Origin of the sequence: Actinomyces weissii (genome assembly GCF_016598775.1) — a bacterium.
Lineage (GTDB): Bacteria > Actinomycetota > Actinomycetes > Actinomycetales > Actinomycetaceae > Actinomyces > Actinomyces weissii.
The window spans coordinates 2,350,607-2,366,983 of sequence record NZ_CP066802.1 but is presented as its reverse complement, the minus strand read 5'-3'; the positions used below and the strand labels follow the sequence as shown (position 1 = coordinate 2,366,983).

11 protein-coding genes are annotated in these 16,377 nt (G+C 68.7%); 3 read left to right on the top strand and 8 right to left on the bottom strand.

Translation table 11 applies throughout. The features are described 5' to 3' along the window. Positions 1-90 precede the first annotated feature (90 nt). Complete coding sequence (locus JG540_RS09500; RefSeq protein ID WP_200275616.1) at positions 91-3,042, bottom strand: right-handed parallel beta-helix repeat-containing protein; 2,952 nt, start codon at positions 3,040-3,042, stop codon at positions 91-93. Positions 3,043-3,538: 496 nt separating this feature from the next. On the opposite strand from JG540_RS09500, the gene JG540_RS09495 reads away from it, so the two are divergent. From JG540_RS09495 to trxA, 3 genes are all read left to right on the top strand, one after another. Continuing rightward, positions 3,539-5,131 (top strand): aspartate kinase, encoded by a 1,593-nt coding sequence (locus JG540_RS09495; RefSeq protein WP_200275615.1) that lies wholly within the window; start codon positions 3,539-3,541, stop codon positions 5,129-5,131. Positions 5,132-5,330: 199 nt separating this feature from the next. Beyond that, complete coding sequence (locus tag JG540_RS09490) at positions 5,331-6,413, top strand: aspartate-semialdehyde dehydrogenase (protein ID WP_200275612.1); 1,083 nt, start codon at positions 5,331-5,333, stop codon at positions 6,411-6,413. Between the two features lie 748 nt (positions 6,414-7,161). Beyond that, positions 7,162-7,524 carry a thioredoxin gene (gene trxA, locus JG540_RS09485; protein ID WP_200275610.1) on the top strand — a complete coding sequence of 121 codons (363 nt, stop codon included), beginning with the start codon at positions 7,162-7,164 and terminating at the stop codon, positions 7,522-7,524. 149 nt (positions 7,525-7,673) lie between these two features. On the opposite strand, the gene JG540_RS09480 is transcribed toward trxA, so the two are convergent. From JG540_RS09480 to hemL, 7 genes are all read right to left on the bottom strand, one after another. Further along, positions 7,674-7,907, bottom strand: coding sequence for a PspC domain-containing protein (locus JG540_RS09480; protein ID WP_200275608.1), 234 nt, complete (start codon positions 7,905-7,907; stop codon positions 7,674-7,676). 99 nt (positions 7,908-8,006) lie between these two features. Next, on the bottom strand, positions 8,007-8,924 hold the full coding sequence (locus JG540_RS09475; RefSeq protein ID WP_200275606.1) for a metal ABC transporter permease: 918 nt from the start codon (positions 8,922-8,924) through the stop codon (positions 8,007-8,009). After that, positions 8,924-10,066: a metal ABC transporter permease gene (locus JG540_RS09470; protein ID WP_234042797.1), complete on the bottom strand. Its 1,143-nt coding sequence runs from the start codon at positions 10,064-10,066 to the stop codon at positions 8,924-8,926. Before JG540_RS09470 ends, JG540_RS09475 begins: the two co-directional genes overlap by 1 nt. Then, positions 10,063-10,857 carry a metal ABC transporter ATP-binding protein gene (locus tag JG540_RS09465; RefSeq protein WP_234042796.1) on the bottom strand — a complete coding sequence of 265 codons (795 nt, stop codon included), beginning with the start codon at positions 10,855-10,857 and terminating at the stop codon, positions 10,063-10,065. Before JG540_RS09465 ends, JG540_RS09470 begins: the two co-directional genes overlap by 4 nt. 340 nt (positions 10,858-11,197) lie before the next feature. Next, positions 11,198-12,172 (bottom strand): metal ABC transporter solute-binding protein, Zn/Mn family, encoded by a 975-nt coding sequence (locus JG540_RS09460; protein ID WP_200275605.1) that lies wholly within the window; start codon positions 12,170-12,172, stop codon positions 11,198-11,200. 1,016 nt (positions 12,173-13,188) lie between these two features. Next, a complete protein-coding gene (locus JG540_RS09455) occupies positions 13,189-14,703 on the bottom strand; it encodes an APC family permease (RefSeq protein ID WP_200275604.1) in 1,515 nt (504 codons plus the stop codon). Between the two features lie 233 nt (positions 14,704-14,936). Then, on the bottom strand, positions 14,937-16,346 hold the full coding sequence (gene hemL, locus JG540_RS09450) for a glutamate-1-semialdehyde 2,1-aminomutase (protein WP_200275603.1): 1,410 nt from the start codon (positions 16,344-16,346) through the stop codon (positions 14,937-14,939). Positions 16,347-16,377: the final 31 nt, after the last annotated feature.

The window sequence follows — 16,377 nt, the reverse complement described above, 5'->3', positions numbered from 1 at the left end:
TGTCCTGCGGACGACGGCGCGCCCACCGCGGTCCCGAAGGACCTTGGTGGGCGCACCGTCTCAGGCGGTTGCGTAACGCCGCGATGCGTCTCAGCGCTTAGCTGCCTGACGACGGCGGGAGATGATGAACCAACCGGTTCCCGCCAGTGAGATAGCCAGGACGCTCAGGAGACCTGCTCCGGTACCGGTGCTGGCGAGTGAGCGCATCTTCTCGACAGTGGACCCAGGGGTGCTCTTCTTGGGCTGCTCCGGTCCAGTGCCGGTGCCTGGACCGGCCTGTGACTGCGAGCTGTTGCCGGGGGTGCCGGGCTGGCCGCTGTCACCACCGGGGGCGCCGGGAGCACCGGGCTGGCCGCTGTCACCACCGGGGGCGCCGGGGGTGCCGGGCTGGCCGCTGTTGTCACCGGGCTTACCGGGAGCACCAGGCTTGCCATCGTCACCACCAGGGGCACCGGGGTTGCCGGGCTTACCGGGAGCACCGGGCTGGCCGTCGTCACCACCGGGGGCACCGGGGTTGCCGGGCTGGCCGCTGTTGTCATCGGGCTTACCGGGAGCACCAGGCTTGCCATCGTCACCACCAGGGGCACCGGGGGTGCCGGGCTTACCGGGAGCACCGGGCTGGCCGTCGTTGTCACCACCGGGGGCACCGGGGGTGCCGGGCTTACCGGGAGCACCGGGCTGGCCGTCGTCACCACCGGGGGCACCGGGGTTGCCGGGCTCGCCATCGTCACCACCAGGGGCACCGGGGTTGTCGGGCTTACCGGGAGCGCTGGGCTGGCCGTCGTTGTCACCACCGGGGGCACCGGGGTTGCCGGGCTGGCCGTCGTTGTCACCAGGGGCACCGGGGTTGTCGGGCTTACCGGGAGCGCTGGGCTGGCCGTCGTCACCACCGGGAGTGTCGGGCTTACCGGGGCTGCTGGGCTGGCCGTCGTTGTCACCAGGGGCACCGGGGATGCCGGGCTTACCGCAGCCTGCCTCAGGAGCCTTAGGGGTAGCTGGAGCCTCAGGCTTGTCGCAGTCTGTGGCCGGAGCCTCAGGGGCAGGGGCAGGGGCCGGGGCTGACTGGTTCTGGCCTGCGCCAGCCTCGCTACCGTCGGAAGAGCCTTGGTCCTTACCCACGTTACCTAGGATGCCTCGGCTGACAGGCACACCGGCGTCGTAGCCAACAGCCTTCGCTACGTGTTCGGGTAGGGGCGCTCCAGTGCCATCCGCCGGGCCGCCCGGCTGCGCCCGCAGGTTGTAGTCGTTCCAGGCGGTGGGATCAGCGGGCTCGTTCACCACGACCGTGTTCTTAGAGCTTGAGGCAGTCAGGTCCAGCCCGTTGCCCTCACGGCCCGCGACAGTGACGTGCTCACTGCTGGTGAACTCCTGCAAGCTTGACGCCTTGAGCACCTGGGAGGACAAGTCCGGCCCGAAGTGCCACAGGATAGCGAAGGAGGGGTTGGAAGAGGACTGCCGGTAGTAGACGTTGTGGTCGATACCAGAGACCTCGTCGTTGGCGTACAGCGCGGAGGATCCATCGTGGTCCTCACCGCCGAGGACGTTCAGCATAGCTGCGTCGGTCTGCTGCTCTGAGGAGAAGATGTTGTTGTAGATCCGGGTGTTCGTCAGGTCCCAGGCGAGACCGTTTTTGATTGACCACTCCTCGGAGGCGACGCACTCACCGGAGGAAGAGCGGTGGTTGCAACCGAATGAGCGCTTGTCCTCATAGAGGTGGAGGCTGGTGCGGGCGTGGCTGACGCTGTTGTTCCAGACCTCGGTGTCGGTGGAGCCTGCCACCTGAATGCCTATACCGCCCCCGATCACCTCGTTGGAAGCGATTACTGAACGGCTGGAGAGCTCATCGAACACGGCGATCGGCACGTTGATGAACTTGGAACCCACGATCTGCGAGTCCATGACACCCTCGTCGAACCATATGCCGGAAGCACGGTTCTGTTCCCAGGACTCTGTGGTCGCGTGATCGGTGCTGCTAGCCGAGTAGTCCACCGTGTTGTGGGCATACCTGAGGGACCGAGAGTGGGTCACCTTCATGTCGGCAATACCGCAGTAGGCGCCGCAGGAGGTGGTGTTGAAGCCCTCAGTATTGTTGTTGGCAAAGTAGTTGCGCTCCACGACGACGCCGGTGCTCTGGTTGGCCCCCAGCCCCGTGCCGCCGTTGTCGGAGACCGTGTTGCCGGTGACGGTGGCATTGGTGGAGGATGCCAGGAACAGGGCGGCTCCTGCGGAGGAGTAGCGGAAGGTCGAGTTGGTGACCTTCATGTTGTCGCCCTGGACGAATACCATGGCGGCACCGGTGTTGTAGTGGATCTCCGGGTCCGGGTAGTCCCACCGCTGGACCGGAGCGTACTTCTCAACCGTGATCCCGTTGAGTGTGGTGCCACTGGCCAGGAGGCTCAGTGCACGTGAGTGCTGCACCACCTCGATCTCGTGTGCGGACGGGTTGGCGCCGATCACGTAGCGGGCGCCACGGTGGTCCTTGACCCTGTACCCCGCTGAGCGGTTGCCTTCCTGCTTCAGGGAGACCGGATCAGGATCCTCCACGAAGAAGGTGTCAGCCGTGACCTCTGCGCGTGAGAGCACCTGCCGCAGGGGCTTGCCGTCCACGAACACCTGCTCGGGGTAGGCGGCAATGCCCTCCACTGAGGGGTCGTTGTTGGTGGTGCACTTGTCGCAGAAGCGCACCATGCTGCCCCCGCTAGACCAGGTGCCGTCACTGTTGGCGGTCCAGGAGCGCGGGGTCTGGGCGCCGTTGAGCACGGGCTTGGCCCCTGGAGCTGCTGTGATGGTCACCCGCCTGGTGACGTCAAGATTGCCTTCGCGGTAGATGCCGTTGGCCAGCTCGATCGTGTCGCCGTCCTTAGCGGCTCCTAGCGCATCGGCCAAGGAGTTGTAAGGCGCGTTGGCCGACCCGTTCCCCCCGCTCGCAGGAGCCGAGGCGTTCACGTGGATCGTGTTCCCGGTCTCAGCTGCTGCTGCGGGAGCCGTTACCGTTGCTAGCGCAGGTAACGCTGGTATCAGGGTCAGTGCTGCTGCGGTCATGGCGGAGAGTGTTGAAGCGCGCATGACTTATAGCCCTTTCTTCGGTTTCAGGGACAGCTGCACCGTAATGAGGTTCACTTAAAGATCCATAGGTTTTACGCATAGAGCGAAGGGCTCAGGAGTGGGGTGCTTGGAAGCTCGGGGCGGGTTTCGGGCAGGCTGGCGGGGGTTTCGGGGTTCCCTGCGGGGTGGGAGCCTTCGCGGTGGGTGTCGCTGGAACGCGGGTGCTTTAAGGGGGCAGGGAGGTGCTCTGCCCCGCCGCCCGGGACCGTGGGCGTCTCGGCATAGGGGACCGCCCGCGCCTGGCGGGCGGGTGCGGCCTATGCTGGTGACGATGTCACGTCTCCGCGTGGCCCAGGGTGCGGCCGCACCCCGCCGCAGCCAGGAACGTGACCCCTAAGGTCGCCGTCGAGCCCCGCACGCCCTCCCCTGCGTGTGGCCGCCTCCCTAACGGGGCGGGAGCCCGCCGGGGCCCCGATCAGGAGGAGCTCAAGCTATGGCACTGGTGGTGCAGAAGTACGGCGGCTCGTCGGTCTCCGACGTCGAGGCCATGCGGCGCGTCGCCAAGCGGGTCGTGGCCACCCGCAACGCGGGCAACACCGTCGTCGTCGTGGTCTCCGCCATGGGTGACGCCACCGACGAGCTGCTGGACATGGCTGACGCCCTCACCACCGACCCCCCAGGCCGGGAGATGGACATCCTCCTGTCTGCCGGGGAGCGCATCTCCATGGCCCTGCTGGCCATGGCCATCAACGAGCTGGGGGTGCCCGCCCGCGCCTACACCGGTGCGCAGGCCGGGGTGCTGACCGACTCCCACTACGGCCGGGCCTCGATCGTCGGCGTGCTGCCTGAGCGGGTGGCCCGCGCCGTCCAGGAGGGGGCGGTGGCGGTGGTCGCCGGGTTCCAGGGCCTCAACGAGGTCGAGGACGTCACCACCCTGGGGCGGGGCGGCTCCGACACCACCGCCGTGGCCCTGGCCGCTGCCCTGAACGCGGACGTGTGTGAGATCTACACCGACGTGGACGGCCTGTTCTCCGCCGACCCGCGCATCGTCCCCACCGCCCGCCGCATCGAGGCCCTCTCCAGCGAGGAGACCCTGGAGCTGGCCGCCCACGGCGCCAAGATCCTGCACCTGCGGGCTGTGGAGTACGCGCGGCGCTTCGGGGTGCCGATCCACGTGCGCTCCTCCTTCTCGGACAAGACCGGCACCTGGATCTACGACGGCTCCCGGGGCGAGGGCTTCACCCTGCCCGCCGTGGCCAAGCACCTGGACGAGGTGGTGGACGCCGACAACGAGGCCCACCCCGCCGACTCCCGCCCGCGCGCCGCCGCCCAGCCTGGCGCTGCCGCCCAGCCTGGCGCCGCCGTCCGGCCTGGTGTGGCTCAGCCCAGCCCCGCCAGCTCCCTGGACACCCTGGGACCAGCCAGCATGGACGCCGTCACCGGGGCCGTGGTGGCCCCCGCGGACGCGGAGCAGCCCAACCTGCGTAACGTGGACGCCGCCCACCAGACAGCTATCGCCGCCCGCGCGGGCGCCCGCGCCCGCAAGCCAGCCAAGGAGAACAATGTGGAAGCCCCGGTAATCTCTGGAATCGCCCACGACCGCAGCCAGGACAAGATCACCCTGGTGGGGGTGCCGGACGTGCCCGGGGCCGCCGCCCGCATCTTCGCGATCGTGGCCAGCGCGGGCACCAACATCGACATGATCGTCCAGGACGTCTCCGCCGAGGGGACCGGCCTGACCAACATCTCCTTCACCTGCCCCGACGGCGACTCCGCCGCTGCCTGCACGGCCCTGGAGCAGGCGCAGCCCGAGCTGGGCTTCAAGTCCCTGCACTTCAACCCCAGCATCGGCAAGCTCTCCCTGGTGGGGGCGGGCATGCGCTCCCACCCGGGCGTCTCTGCCCGGCTCTTCTCGGCCCTGTCCGAGGCGGGGATCAACATCCACATGATCTCCACCTCCGAGATCCGCCTGTCCGTGGTGGTGGACGACGCCGTGCTGGACGAGGCCGTGCGCGCCGTCCACTCCGCCTTCGGCCTGGACGCCGACACCGCCGAGGCCGTCGTCTACGGCGGCACCGGACGCTGAGCCCACCGCCACGGCCTAGCCAGGCCCGGCCCGGTGGTGAAGCCCGCCACCCAGGACGCCAGCGGCACAGGCCCACAGACGACGGCCCCGCCGTCTGCGCCACCACCGCCTCCGGCACCACCGGCAGGCGCCGGACACCAGCCAGACCAGAGCAGTTACAGCCCACCAGCCGCAGAGCACAGACCGCTAGGAGCATCCCATGAGCAACGCCTCCGTCAACGAGTACCAGGGACCAGCCGACGGCGTCGTCGTCGCCGTGGTGGGCGCCACCGGCCAGGTGGGCCGCGTTATGCGCACCATGCTGGAGGAGCGGAGCTTCCCCGCTCGGGCCGTGCGCTTCTTCTCCTCCGCCCGTTCCGCCGGCACCGTGCTGGAGTTCCGCGGCGCCAAGGTTGAGGTGGAGGACGTGGCCAGCGCGGACCTGGCGGGCATTGACGTGGCCATCTTCTCCGCGGGTGGGGCCGCCTCCAAGGAGCACGCCCCCAGGTTCGCGGCCGCGGGGGCCGTGGTGGTGGACAACTCCTCCGCCTGGCGCAAGGACCCCGAGGTGCCGCTGGTGGTGGCGGAGGTGAACCCGGAGGCGCTGGCGCGGCGGCCCAAGGGCATCATCGCCAACCCCAACTGCACCACCATGACGATCATGCCTGCGCTCAAGGTGCTGCACGACGAGGCGGGGCTCAAGCGCCTGGTGGCCTCCACCTACCAGGCGGTCTCCGGCTCCGGGCGGGCGGGCGTGGCCGAGCTGGCGGGGCAGGTGCGGGCCGTGGTTGACCAGGACCTGGAGGGGCTGGCGCTGGACGGGCGGGCGGTGAGCTTCCCGGACAAGCAGGTCTACGTGGACACGATCGCGTTCAACGCGGTGGCCTGGGCCGGGGGTGACGCGGGGGACGGCTCCGGGGAGACCGACGAGGAGCAGAAGCTGCGCCACGAGTCGCGCAAGATCCTGGGGATCCCGGACCTGCTGGTGAGCGGCACCTGTGTGCGCGTGCCGGTGTTCAGCGGGCACGGGGTGAGTGTCTCGGCGGAGTTCGAGCGGGAGGTCAGCGCGGAGCGGGCCCGTGAGCTGCTGCGCGGGGCCCCGGGTGTGACCTGCGAGGAGGTGCCCAGCCCCTTGCGGAGCGCTGGGCGGGACGGCACCTTCGTGGGGCGGGTGCGTGCGGACCAGGCCTATGAGCCGGGCCGCGGGATCGCCCTGTTCGCGGTGGGGGACAACCTGCGCAAGGGGGCGGCGCTCAACGCCGTGCAGATCGCCGAGCTGGTGGCCGCTGAGCTGCGGGCCTGAAGGCGGCCTGAACTGCCTGCCTGACGGCGGTGTTGGCCACGGCGCTGCAGGTGGTTGTCTTGCGTGGGTTTCTGCTGGGGCTTTCGGGTGCGCTGCTGACGGCGCTGCTCACCGTCTCCTTCTGACCGATCCTTCCGACCGGTCTCGTGGTGCATATGTACCGGTCTCGTGAGCCGTATGTCCCGGTCTCGCGAGACCGGGACATACGGCTCACGAGACCGGTAAGGTAAACCTTAGTCCGTGGATAGTTTTTGGGTTGAGTGAGGGCGGTAAGTAAGTGGGTGCTGGTGGTGTGAGTGTGTTGGCGCCCTTGACTGGTCCGGTGTGGGCTGGGAGCTATGCGCGGGATGTTTTGTAGCGGGTTGGTTCTGATATTCATCGGGTGTTTCCTGAGGGTGTGGTGGCTGCTTGGGAGGTGGGTGAGGTGGTGGTGGACCAGCCCCACCGGCTCTCTCTTAGGAAGGGTGTTCTGGAGCCGCTCGTGGGTGGGTGGTGGGAGTCGCGGTGGCGGCGGGTGTTCCCGGTTGGTTTTGATGCGTGGTTCTCTCCGGAGCGGGCGGGGGCGTGAGCGTGGGGGTGTGGCCCTCTTTCCTGCAGGGGCCGGTGCCGGTGTCGGAGCATGTTCCGGTTCAGTGACCTGGAGGCCTTGGACGCTTTGGTGGGGCCGGTGCGCTTGGATGAGCTGGAATACGGAGCGCACCTCGCGGGTTGGCCTGGCTGTCACGCCATCGTTTTGAAAGGACCACTCATGGCTACCATCAACCTCACTGGGGAGCAGTTCAACGAGACCGTGCGCGGTGAGGGCATCACCATCGTGGACTTCTGGGCCACCTGGTGCGGCCCGTGCCAGCGCTTCAGCCCCGTGTTCGAGAAGGCCTCCGAGGCCAACCCGGACATCACCTTCGCCAAGGTGGACACCGAGGCCGAGCAGGGACTCGCCACGGCCCTGGGCATCTCCTCGATCCCCACGCTGATGGTCTTCCGTGACGACGTCCTGGTCTACCGTGAGGCTGGCGCCCTGCCCGCCAAGGCCCTGGACGCCCTGATCACCCAGGTGCGCGAGCTCGACATGGACGAGGTCAAGGCCAAGGTCGCCGCCCAGGAGTCCTGAACCCAGTCCTGAGCCTGCAGGCTGCCCCAGCAGCAGCCACCACGACGCCGACGGGCGCCACCCCGCATCCCACCGGGGGTGGCGCCCGTCGCGCGTCTTCCGGGCCACGGCGCGGCGACGCCGTCGCCCGGCCACCTGGTGCCAGGCAGTCAGTCGGCGTCAGGCATGAGGATCCAGGCCACCACGTACGCGACCCACATGGGGCCGGGCAGCAGGGCCAGCAGGACGGCCGCCAGACGGACCAGCGTGGGACTGATCCCGTTAGCCTCGGCGATACCGCCACAGACACCAGCGATCAGGCGCTGGCGGGAGCGGGGCGGCAGACCGGAACGGAAGGACTCGGTGCGCTGCGAGAAGGAGCCAGATGGGTACTGCTGTGTCATGAGACCAGCATGGGCCCACGGCGGGCGCGCCGGTATCCGTGGGCACCCTGATCCGCCCCTGAACGCCGCCCCCTCAGCCCCTGAGGCCCCGCCGTGCCGCTAGGCCTGCGCCGCGCCTACATCCACTGCCGTCGTGCCCGCGCTGACCGCCGCCTGGCCCGCACGCCGCTCGCGCCACCGCACCACCAGCAGCACCGTCAGCAGCACCAGGGCGTCCACCACCGCCATGGTCGACGCCGTCGCCAGGTCCAGCACGTAGGCGGTCCAGAAGCCCAGCAGCCCCGCGAAGGCCGCCACGCCCAGGCTCACCGCGATCATCTGCGGCAGGGAGCGGGCCACCAGCCAGGCCGTGGACGGCGGGATCACCATCAGCGCCACCACCAGCACCGCCCCCACCGTGTCAAAGCCCACCACCACGGTCAGGGACACCAGGGCCATCAGCCCCAGGTCCACCGCGCGCACCGGAAGGCCCAGGGTGCGGGCCGTGGTCGGGTCAAAGGTCGAGAGCTTCAGCACCGGGAAGCACGCCACCAGGTAGAGCGCCGTAAGGGCAAGCACACCCAGCAGCCGCCACATGGTGGCCGGCCCCAGGTCCACCGCCCCGTCCAGCACCAGCACGTGCTCCGGGGCCAGCGCCCGCAGGTTCAGGTCACCCGTGAGCACCGTGTCCTCGCTGATGTGCACGTTAGCCAAGGTGGTGGACAGCAGGATCACCCCCAGGGCAAAGAGCACGGGGAAGATCAGCCCCTGGTCGGCGTCTCCCGCGATCAGCCCGGTGGCCCGCAGACGGTCCGAGCCGATAACCACAACCAGGCCCATCAGGCAGGCCGCCACGATCATCAGCGGTGAGTGGGTGGTCCCTGACAGGATCGCCCCCACCACGATCCCCGGCAGCACCGCGTGGCTCATGGCGTCAATCAGCATGGACTGGTGCCGCAGCACCAGGAAGGTCCCCGGCAGGGCACAGGTCACGGAGGTCACCACCGCCAGCAGGGCCACAGCAGTCAGGAAAGGCATCAGGCTACCTCCTCCACCTCAGCGAGCAGCCGACGGCGCTGCGCCGCCCGGGCTCGACGTCGTTGCAGCAAGGACCGGTCCGGCGCGGCCAGCAAGGACACCGCCAGCACCAAGAACAGGACGATCACCACCACCGGGCCGGTAGGCACCTTGCCCAGGTTCACGGCCAGGTAGGAGCCTCCCAGGCCCCCGATCCCCCCGAAGGCGGCTGACAGCCCCACCATGGACCACAGGTGCCCCGTCCACTGGCGGGCGGCCGCCGCCGGCATGATCGCGAAGGCGATCATCAGGATCAGCCCCACCGCCTTGATCCCGATAACGATGGCCAAGGTGGCCGTCCCCAGCAGCAGGGGGCTCAGCAGACGCGGCGAGAAGCCGGAGGTGGCAGCCAGCACCGGGTCGAAGGTGTAGACCTTCAGCTCCTTCCAGAACACCAGCATCAGCGCCAGCGCCAGCGCCCCCAGGACCGCGATGGTGACCATGTCGTCAGTGGTCAGCGTGGCGGCGTTGCCGAACATGTACTTGTCGATGCCCCCACGGTTGCGCAGGTTGGAGTGCACGATCACCCGGAACAGCACGATCCCGCCGCCGTAGAACAGGGCCAGGCAGGTGGCCATAGCAGCGTCCACCCCCACCCGGGAGCTGCGGGCGATCCAGTTGGCCAGCAGTACCGCGGCGGTGGAGGCGATCACCGAGCCGATGGTCAGCACCAGCATGGAGCGCCCGTCGATCCCCAGCACGGCGGTAGCCACGATAAAGGCCCCAGTGACCCCCAGGGCGGCGCTGTGCCCGATCACGTCCGAGACCAGCGACTGCTTGTGCAGGTACAGGAAGGCCCCTAGCGCCCCGGAGGTGGTGCCCACCGCGGTCGTGCCCACCGCCATCGTCCGGTACGTGTAGGTGCTCAGGAAGTCGGCAGGTGAGACCAGGGTGGGGGCAGCGGGCAGGCTGCCGACGGCCAGGTGGTGCACGGCGTCACCTAGGAGGGTGACGCTCAGGCCGGGAAAGGCTGCGGGCAGCACCGCCAGCTCCTGCCCGAGACCGGCTGCGGCAGCGGCGACGACGTCGAGCAGGCCTGGCCCCAGCAGGCTGGAGGTTGCCAGCGCCGTCAGCAAGGCTAGGGCCGCGACCACCCCGCTCATGAGCGCCCCCCTAGGCCCGCGTGGGTCCGGTCCTGGGGATGGGCACCACCCAGGGTCTCCTCGGTCAGGCCGTAGGCACGGTGCAGGTTGTCATGGGTGAAGGACTCCTCCAGAGGGCCGCAAGCCACCAGCTCGCCCTGGTTCAGGATGGTGGCCCAGGTGCAGAAGCTGCGCACCGTGGCCAGGTCGTGGTGCACCACCACCACGGTCTTGCCAGCAGCCCGCAGGTTCGTGAGCACCTTGGTTATGGCCTTCTCAGAGGCCACGTCCACACCCGCGAAAGGCTCGTCCATGATGTACAGCTCCGGGTCCTGCACCAGGGTGCGTGCCACGAAGGCCCGCTGCTTCTGCCCCCCGGACAGGTGCGAGATCTGCCGGTCCGCCAGGTCGGTGATGCCCGCGGCCTCCAGGGCGGCGTCCACCGCCTCCCGCTCCCTTGCCCCCGGGCGGCGGAACCAGCCCAGGCGCCCGTAGGTGCCCATGGTGACGACGTCGCGCACGGTGGTGGGGAAGTCCCAGTCCACCTCTGCGGCCTGGGGCATGTAGGCCACCTTGCGGCGCGCCTCGTCCAGGGAGGTACCAAAGAAGCTCACCTGGCCGGTGAGGGCAGGCACCAGCCCCATGGCGGCCTTAACCAGGGTGGACTTGCCGGCGCCGTTAGGGCCGATAACCGCCATGGTGTGCCCGGCAGGCACGTGCACGTCCACCCGTTTCAGGGCTAGACGGTCCTGGTAGGCGACGGACAGGCCGGTTACCTGCAGGGGATAGGAGTTGCTGGCAGTGTTTAGCACGGCGCTCCTTGGGGCTTGCTAGATGGTCGGGACAGGAGGAACGGGGCAGGGCGGACCTGGAGGCTGGGCCTGGTGGCCTGGTGGCCTGGTGGCTGACCAGGGTGGCGCGTGACCAGCAGGCGAGGCCAGGTGCCCGTGTCCCGAGGCGGATGCTGAGGCTGCGGGCACCAGGGGCTGGACCAGGAGACCGGAGCGCCCGAGCCTGGCGGGACCGGCGTGGCGGCCGGGCGCCGTCGTCGGCCGGAAAGCGCCCCGCCCCGCTGCGCGACGGGAAGGGTGCCGAAGCAGCGGGGCGAGGCAAGATGGCGCTCCCGGAGAGAACAGGATGCTGCCGGTCTGGTCAGGCCTTCGGGGTGAGGGCCTCGGCGATGGCCTGCGCGTTGTACTCGAAGACCCCCAGGTAGGTGTCCACCGGGGCGGCCTCGCCCAGGGAGTCGGCGTACAGCGGCTTGTCGGAGACCTCCACGTCCCAGCCCTTGGCCTTGACGGCGTCCTTGACGTGGTTGATGGCCTCGGGGTTCTTCAGGTTGTCCTGGAAGATCACGGGGATCTTCTTCTCGGCGATCAGGGTGGCCAGCTCCTCGATGTCCTCGGCGCTCATCTCGGAGTCGGAGGAGACGAAGTCAGTGGCCTTGATCTTGATGTCGTAGGTCTTGCCCAGGTAGTTGAAGGCGTCGTGGCCGGTGACCAGGTAGCGGTTCTCGGCGGGGATCGGCTCCAGGACCTTGCGGGCGGCCTCCTTGGCCTCGTCGATCTTCTTGTTGTAGGCCTCCGCGTTGGCGGTGTAGGTGGCGGCGTTGCCCGGGTCGATCTCGGCGATCTTCTTGGCGCAGGCGGTGACGACGTGCTTCCAGTTGTCGGGGGAGTTCCACACGTGCGGGTCGAAGCCCTCCACCTTGCCGTCCTCCTCCCAGGGCAGCAGGTCGGACTCGGGGATGGCCTCTGCGGCGGGGACCTGCTTGCTGCCGAGCTTGTCCAGCTGGTCGCGCATGTGGTGCTCCATGTCGTGGCTGGTCCACAGCACGACGTCGGCGCTGCCGAGCTTCTCAGTGTCCTTGGTGCTGAGCTCCTGGGTGTGCGGGTCGCCGCCGGGGCCCACCAGGACGGTGATCTCGGCGTCGGGGGCGATGTTCTTGGCGGCGTCGCCCAGGTAGCCGGTGGTGGCGACGATGGTGAGCTTGCCGGACTTCGTGGCGCCGCTGCTGGCGTCCGCGGCGGGGGTGGCGTCGGTCTTCTTGCCGGTGGCGCAGGCGGCCAGGGTGACGGCCAGGGCGGCTGAGCCGGAGATCAGGGCGGAACGGCGGGAGATCAGCATGGGAACCTCAAGCTTTGCGTAGGGAAGCCTAACTTTGGGAAGCCTAAGCGGAGGTGGGGTGGGTTCTCAACTGGTGTGACAAAGTGTCGTGAAAGCTGGTCTGGTTGGGGGCCGGTGGGTGGTACGGCTGGTGCGGGCGGGCCGGGGTTCGGTGGGGGCTCAGGGGGTGGGGTGGATCGAGGGAGAGGCGGTCTGGGAGGACGGTGCCAGCTTGGGCTCGATGTGGGGTCAGGTTGGGCTCGACGCGGTAGCACGCCTGCCTCCACCCCCCTCTCGCGAGACCGGGACATATGCACCGCGAGACCGGGACATATGCACCGCGAGACCGGTAAGGATTGCCTTAGTCATGGATTGTTCGTGCGTGCTTGATGGTGCCTGGCAGGTCTCGGCTGGGCCGGGACCTGCTGGCGGTGCTGCCTGTGGGTGCTGGCTGGCCGAGACCCCGCTGGCTCGAGCGTGAGGGCTGGGGCGGGTGCGGGCGCGAGGCAGCGAGCGGCCTTGAAGGGGTAGTTGAACGGCTGGGCTAGGGGGCCCTTGTGCTGGGGCTGGGGAGCTGATTGCACACATGCAAGGAGCGCGCCCGGGTCCTGCTCTGGCTCTCGCTGTAACTACAGGTAATGTCCTGAGAAACCTTTTGGCCTAGCTGGTCGCTCGACCTGGCTGAATGTGCAAGGACGACGCCGTTGCGCACCTCGCGCCGCCTTCGTGTCATCTGGAAGCCAGAAACGGTGGAGTCCCGGCACTGACCTTGTTCTAGTGTGTGCAAAAGGGGCCCGCTGCCTTGTCGGGCTCGCTGGCGACGGGTTGCCGACGGCTGGGACAGCAATGGTTAGCGTGACGTGCTGTCTCTGCCGACGCAAAGGTGACGGGCGCTTTCGTCCACCGTCACAGTCATCCCCTCCAGGGCGCCACCAGCCCACAGGTTGTCCACAGCTAAGGCAAGCCTTGCCGGTCTCGTGAGCCATATGTCCCGGTCTCGCGGTACCGATGTCCCGGTCTCGCGAATATGACAGGGGTTAGCGGCGGGGGAGGCCTAGCTGGCGCTCTGCGATGAGCGGCATTATCAGTCCCAGGCTGACCAGGGCCAGCGGAGTCACCAGGTTCAGCGCCAGCTTGCCCCACCAGGAAGCCGTCCCGAAAGGCACGTTGACCGGAATCATCCCCAGCAAGCAGGCCAGCACCGTGAACACGAAGCACCACGCCCCCATGGCCACCGCCAACCGGTCGGAGCGCACCAGGCGCGTGTCAGGCCCCAGGGCGGGGCGCCGCACCAGCCTGCGCATGGCGATAAACGCCACGAACACGAACAGGTAGCGCATGGGCATAACCACGGCGTTAAGGTCCAGCAGGTCCGTGAACAGCTCCGTCAGGCTGTCCACCCCCAAGACGGGCAGCAGTAGCAGCGGCGCGACCAGCGCCGCCGTCAGCAGGTAGCCGTTGACCGGGGCACCGTGCTCATTGAGCCTACGCAGCGCCTGTGGCACGTGCCGCTCATCGGCCTCGGCCAGCATCATCCGCAGCGGTGCGTCGATCGAGATCAGCAGGATCGCCGCGTGCACCACCAGGTTCGCCGTCGCCTGCGCCACCATAAAGGCGTTGCCGACGCCGTAGTACTGCCCGAGCTTCTGGAAAGCCAGGTACTGGCCGTTGGTCTTGAAGTCGGCCAGCGTCTTAGCATCCATGTGGTTGACGTCAAACATCATGCCCATGGCCAGGGAGCCCAGCACCGCTGAGAAGGCCACCAGCATGGCCATCGCGATCAGCCCCTGGGGGAAACCTCGGCGGGAGTCCCGCATGCTGGCCGCGTAGGGGGAGAGCTTCTCGGCGCCACCCACGGCCACCACCAGCAGGGCGATGCTCGTGAAGTAGCTCAGGTCCAGGTGCGGTAGGTAGGTGGATAGGGAGGTCATGCGTGGGGTCGCCACCTGCGCGCTACGCAGGGCAGGCGCGGCAAGCATCAGCAGGATGTACAGCAGGCCCATCAGGAAGGAGGCGGCCCCGGCGGCGGTCCCCAGCACCTTCACGGGGCGGATGCCTCTGGTGGCCAGCCAGATGAAACCCAGAAGCACCAGCAGCGCCGCCAGCTGCACGCCCCACACCGGATAGCGTGCAAGCGTGCCGCCCGCGCCCTGGGTCGCCCAGTCCGCCGCCACCAGCAGGGACAGTGGCTTGTACGCCAGGTAGGGAATGTGTACCACCCAATAAGTCCATCCGCACAGATAGGCCCATCCGGAGCCTAGGGTGGAACGGATCCAGGCCGCCACCCCGGACCTGGCCTCCGGGAACCCTGCGCCCATCTCGCCGACCATCAGCGTGTAGGGCAGGAAGTATGCCGCCATAATGATGATCCAGGAGAAAATGACCGACAGTCCCTGGTTGGCAAAGTTGGTGACGACGTTGCTGAATCCCCAGACCACAGCAAAGCTCATCAGGGCCAGGTGCTGCCAGGCCAGCGCCCGCGGGCTTGCTGGCGTGTGGTCTGTGCCCACGGTGTGTACGGGGGCTTTGTGGGCAGCGGTCTGGATAGTCATCGCTGATCCGTCCTCCTACAGGGATGGCGTCGGGATCTTGTGCAGCCTCAGGGCTAGGGGCACTTGTGAATGCTATTTGTAGCAAATGCGTGCTTTGATAGGTAATCCAGGAGAATGTCGGATTTGCCTGGAACTCCAGGTAGATTTCCGGGCCGTTGCGGGTTTGTGCCTGGTTTCCAGGCAAGCGGCTATCTGATGTGTCGTGGGCCTCAGGTGATAGTGTGGCCAATAACTCACCCGGAGCAGGCGGCTCCGGCCGCGGCGGCTGCTCGTGCTGCCACCGGTGCCGCCAAAGATATCCGCTCCAGCTCCTGCTCGCCGTGGGCCGCGGACAGGAACCAGGCCTCGAACACGGAAGGCGGCAGAGCCACCCCCGCCTCCCTGAAGGCATGGAAGAACGGGCTGAACCGCCAGGTCTCCTGCGCCTTGGCCTGCTCGTAGTCCCGCACCCCGACGGCGGCCGCCTGCTCCCCCAGCATCACGGAGAACAAGGACCCGGCCCGCTGCACCCGGTGGGGTACGCCCGCAGAGGCCAGTGCCGCCCCCACCAGGTCGCCCACTGCCTGGGCCTGACCGGCGACCTGCGCGTACACGGAGTCGTCAGCCAGCTCCAGGGTGGCCAGGCCGGCCGCCGTCGCCAAGGGGTTGCCGGAGAGTGTTCCCGCCTGGTAGACGGGCCCCGACGGTGCCAGCAGCTCCATGACCTCCGAGCGCCCGCCCAGGGCCGCCAGCGGCATCCCCCCGCCCACCACCTTCCCGAAGGTGAACAGGTCCGGCACCCAGGCGGCCCGCTCCCGCCAGTCCGCCGTCGGCCAGCTGGGGGCGGCGGCCAGGCGTGCTGCGTCAGGGTGCTCGCTGGACCAGCCGTCCAGCGCCTCCAGCCCCCAGAACCCGGCCGGCCCCACCCGGAATCCCGTAAGTACCTCGTCAGCGATCATCAAGGCGCCGTACCGGGAGGTGGTACGCCGGATCGCCGCGTTGAAACCAGGCGCAGGCGGCACGATCCCCATGTTGGCTGGGGCAGGCTCGGTGATCACGGCGGCGATCCGCTCCCCCTGCTGCGCGAAGCAGTCCTCCAAGGCGGGCACGTCGTTGTACGGCAGGACCACCGTGCAGGAGGTGACGGCGGCAGGCACTCCTGCGCTGGCAGGCAGCCCCCCGGTGGCCAGTCCCGAGCCCGCAGCGGCCAGCAGGCCGTCAGAGTGCCCGTGGTAGCAGCCCGCGAACTTCACCACCAGGTCCCGGCCGGTCGCCCCCCGGGCCAGCCGGATAGCCGTCATGGTGGCCTCCGTGCCCGTGGACACGAAACGCACCCGCTCGGCGGCAGGCACCCGACGGCGTACCAGCCGGGCCAGTTCCGTCTCCGCCGCGGTGGGGGCCCCGTAGGACAGGCCGCGTGAGGCCGCCTGCTGCACCGCCTGCACCACGGTGGGGTGGGCGTGTCCCAGCAGGGCCGGGCCCCAGGAGCCCACCAGGTCCACGTAGCTGCGGCCCTCCACGTCCGTGACCTGGGCGCCCCGGGCCGAGGCGATAAAGGAGGGGGTGCCGCCCACCGCGCCGAAGGCGCGCACCGGGGAGTCCACACCCCCCGGGATGACGCGGCGGGCGGCGTCGAACAGCTCGGCGTTGCTCTGCTTGCTCATGGCTCCTCCAGTAGGCGCTCGGAGAAAAAGG

Coding starts and splice junctions, on each gene's coding strand:
- JG540_RS09455 (WP_200275604.1), bottom strand. CDS start 14,703: ATGACTATCCAGACCGCTGCCCACAAAGCCCCCGTACACACCGTGGGC.
- hemL (WP_200275603.1), bottom strand. CDS start 16,346: ATGAGCAAGCAGAGCAACGCCGAGCTGTTCGACGCCGCCCGCCGCGTC.
- JG540_RS09490 (WP_200275612.1), top strand. CDS start 5,331: ATGAGCAACGCCTCCGTCAACGAGTACCAGGGACCAGCCGACGGCGTC.
- JG540_RS09495 (WP_200275615.1), top strand. CDS start 3,539: ATGGCACTGGTGGTGCAGAAGTACGGCGGCTCGTCGGTCTCCGACGTC.
- JG540_RS09470 (WP_234042797.1), bottom strand. CDS start 10,066: ATGAGCGGGGTGGTCGCGGCCCTAGCCTTGCTGACGGCGCTGGCAACC.
- JG540_RS09460 (WP_200275605.1), bottom strand. CDS start 12,172: ATGCTGATCTCCCGCCGTTCCGCCCTGATCTCCGGCTCAGCCGCCCTG.
- JG540_RS09500 (WP_200275616.1), bottom strand. CDS start 3,042: ATGACCGCAGCAGCACTGACCCTGATACCAGCGTTACCTGCGCTAGCA.
- JG540_RS09475 (WP_200275606.1), bottom strand. CDS start 8,924: ATGCCTTTCCTGACTGCTGTGGCCCTGCTGGCGGTGGTGACCTCCGTG.
- JG540_RS09480 (WP_200275608.1), bottom strand. CDS start 7,907: ATGACACAGCAGTACCCATCTGGCTCCTTCTCGCAGCGCACCGAGTCC.
- trxA (WP_200275610.1), top strand. CDS start 7,162: ATGGCTACCATCAACCTCACTGGGGAGCAGTTCAACGAGACCGTGCGC.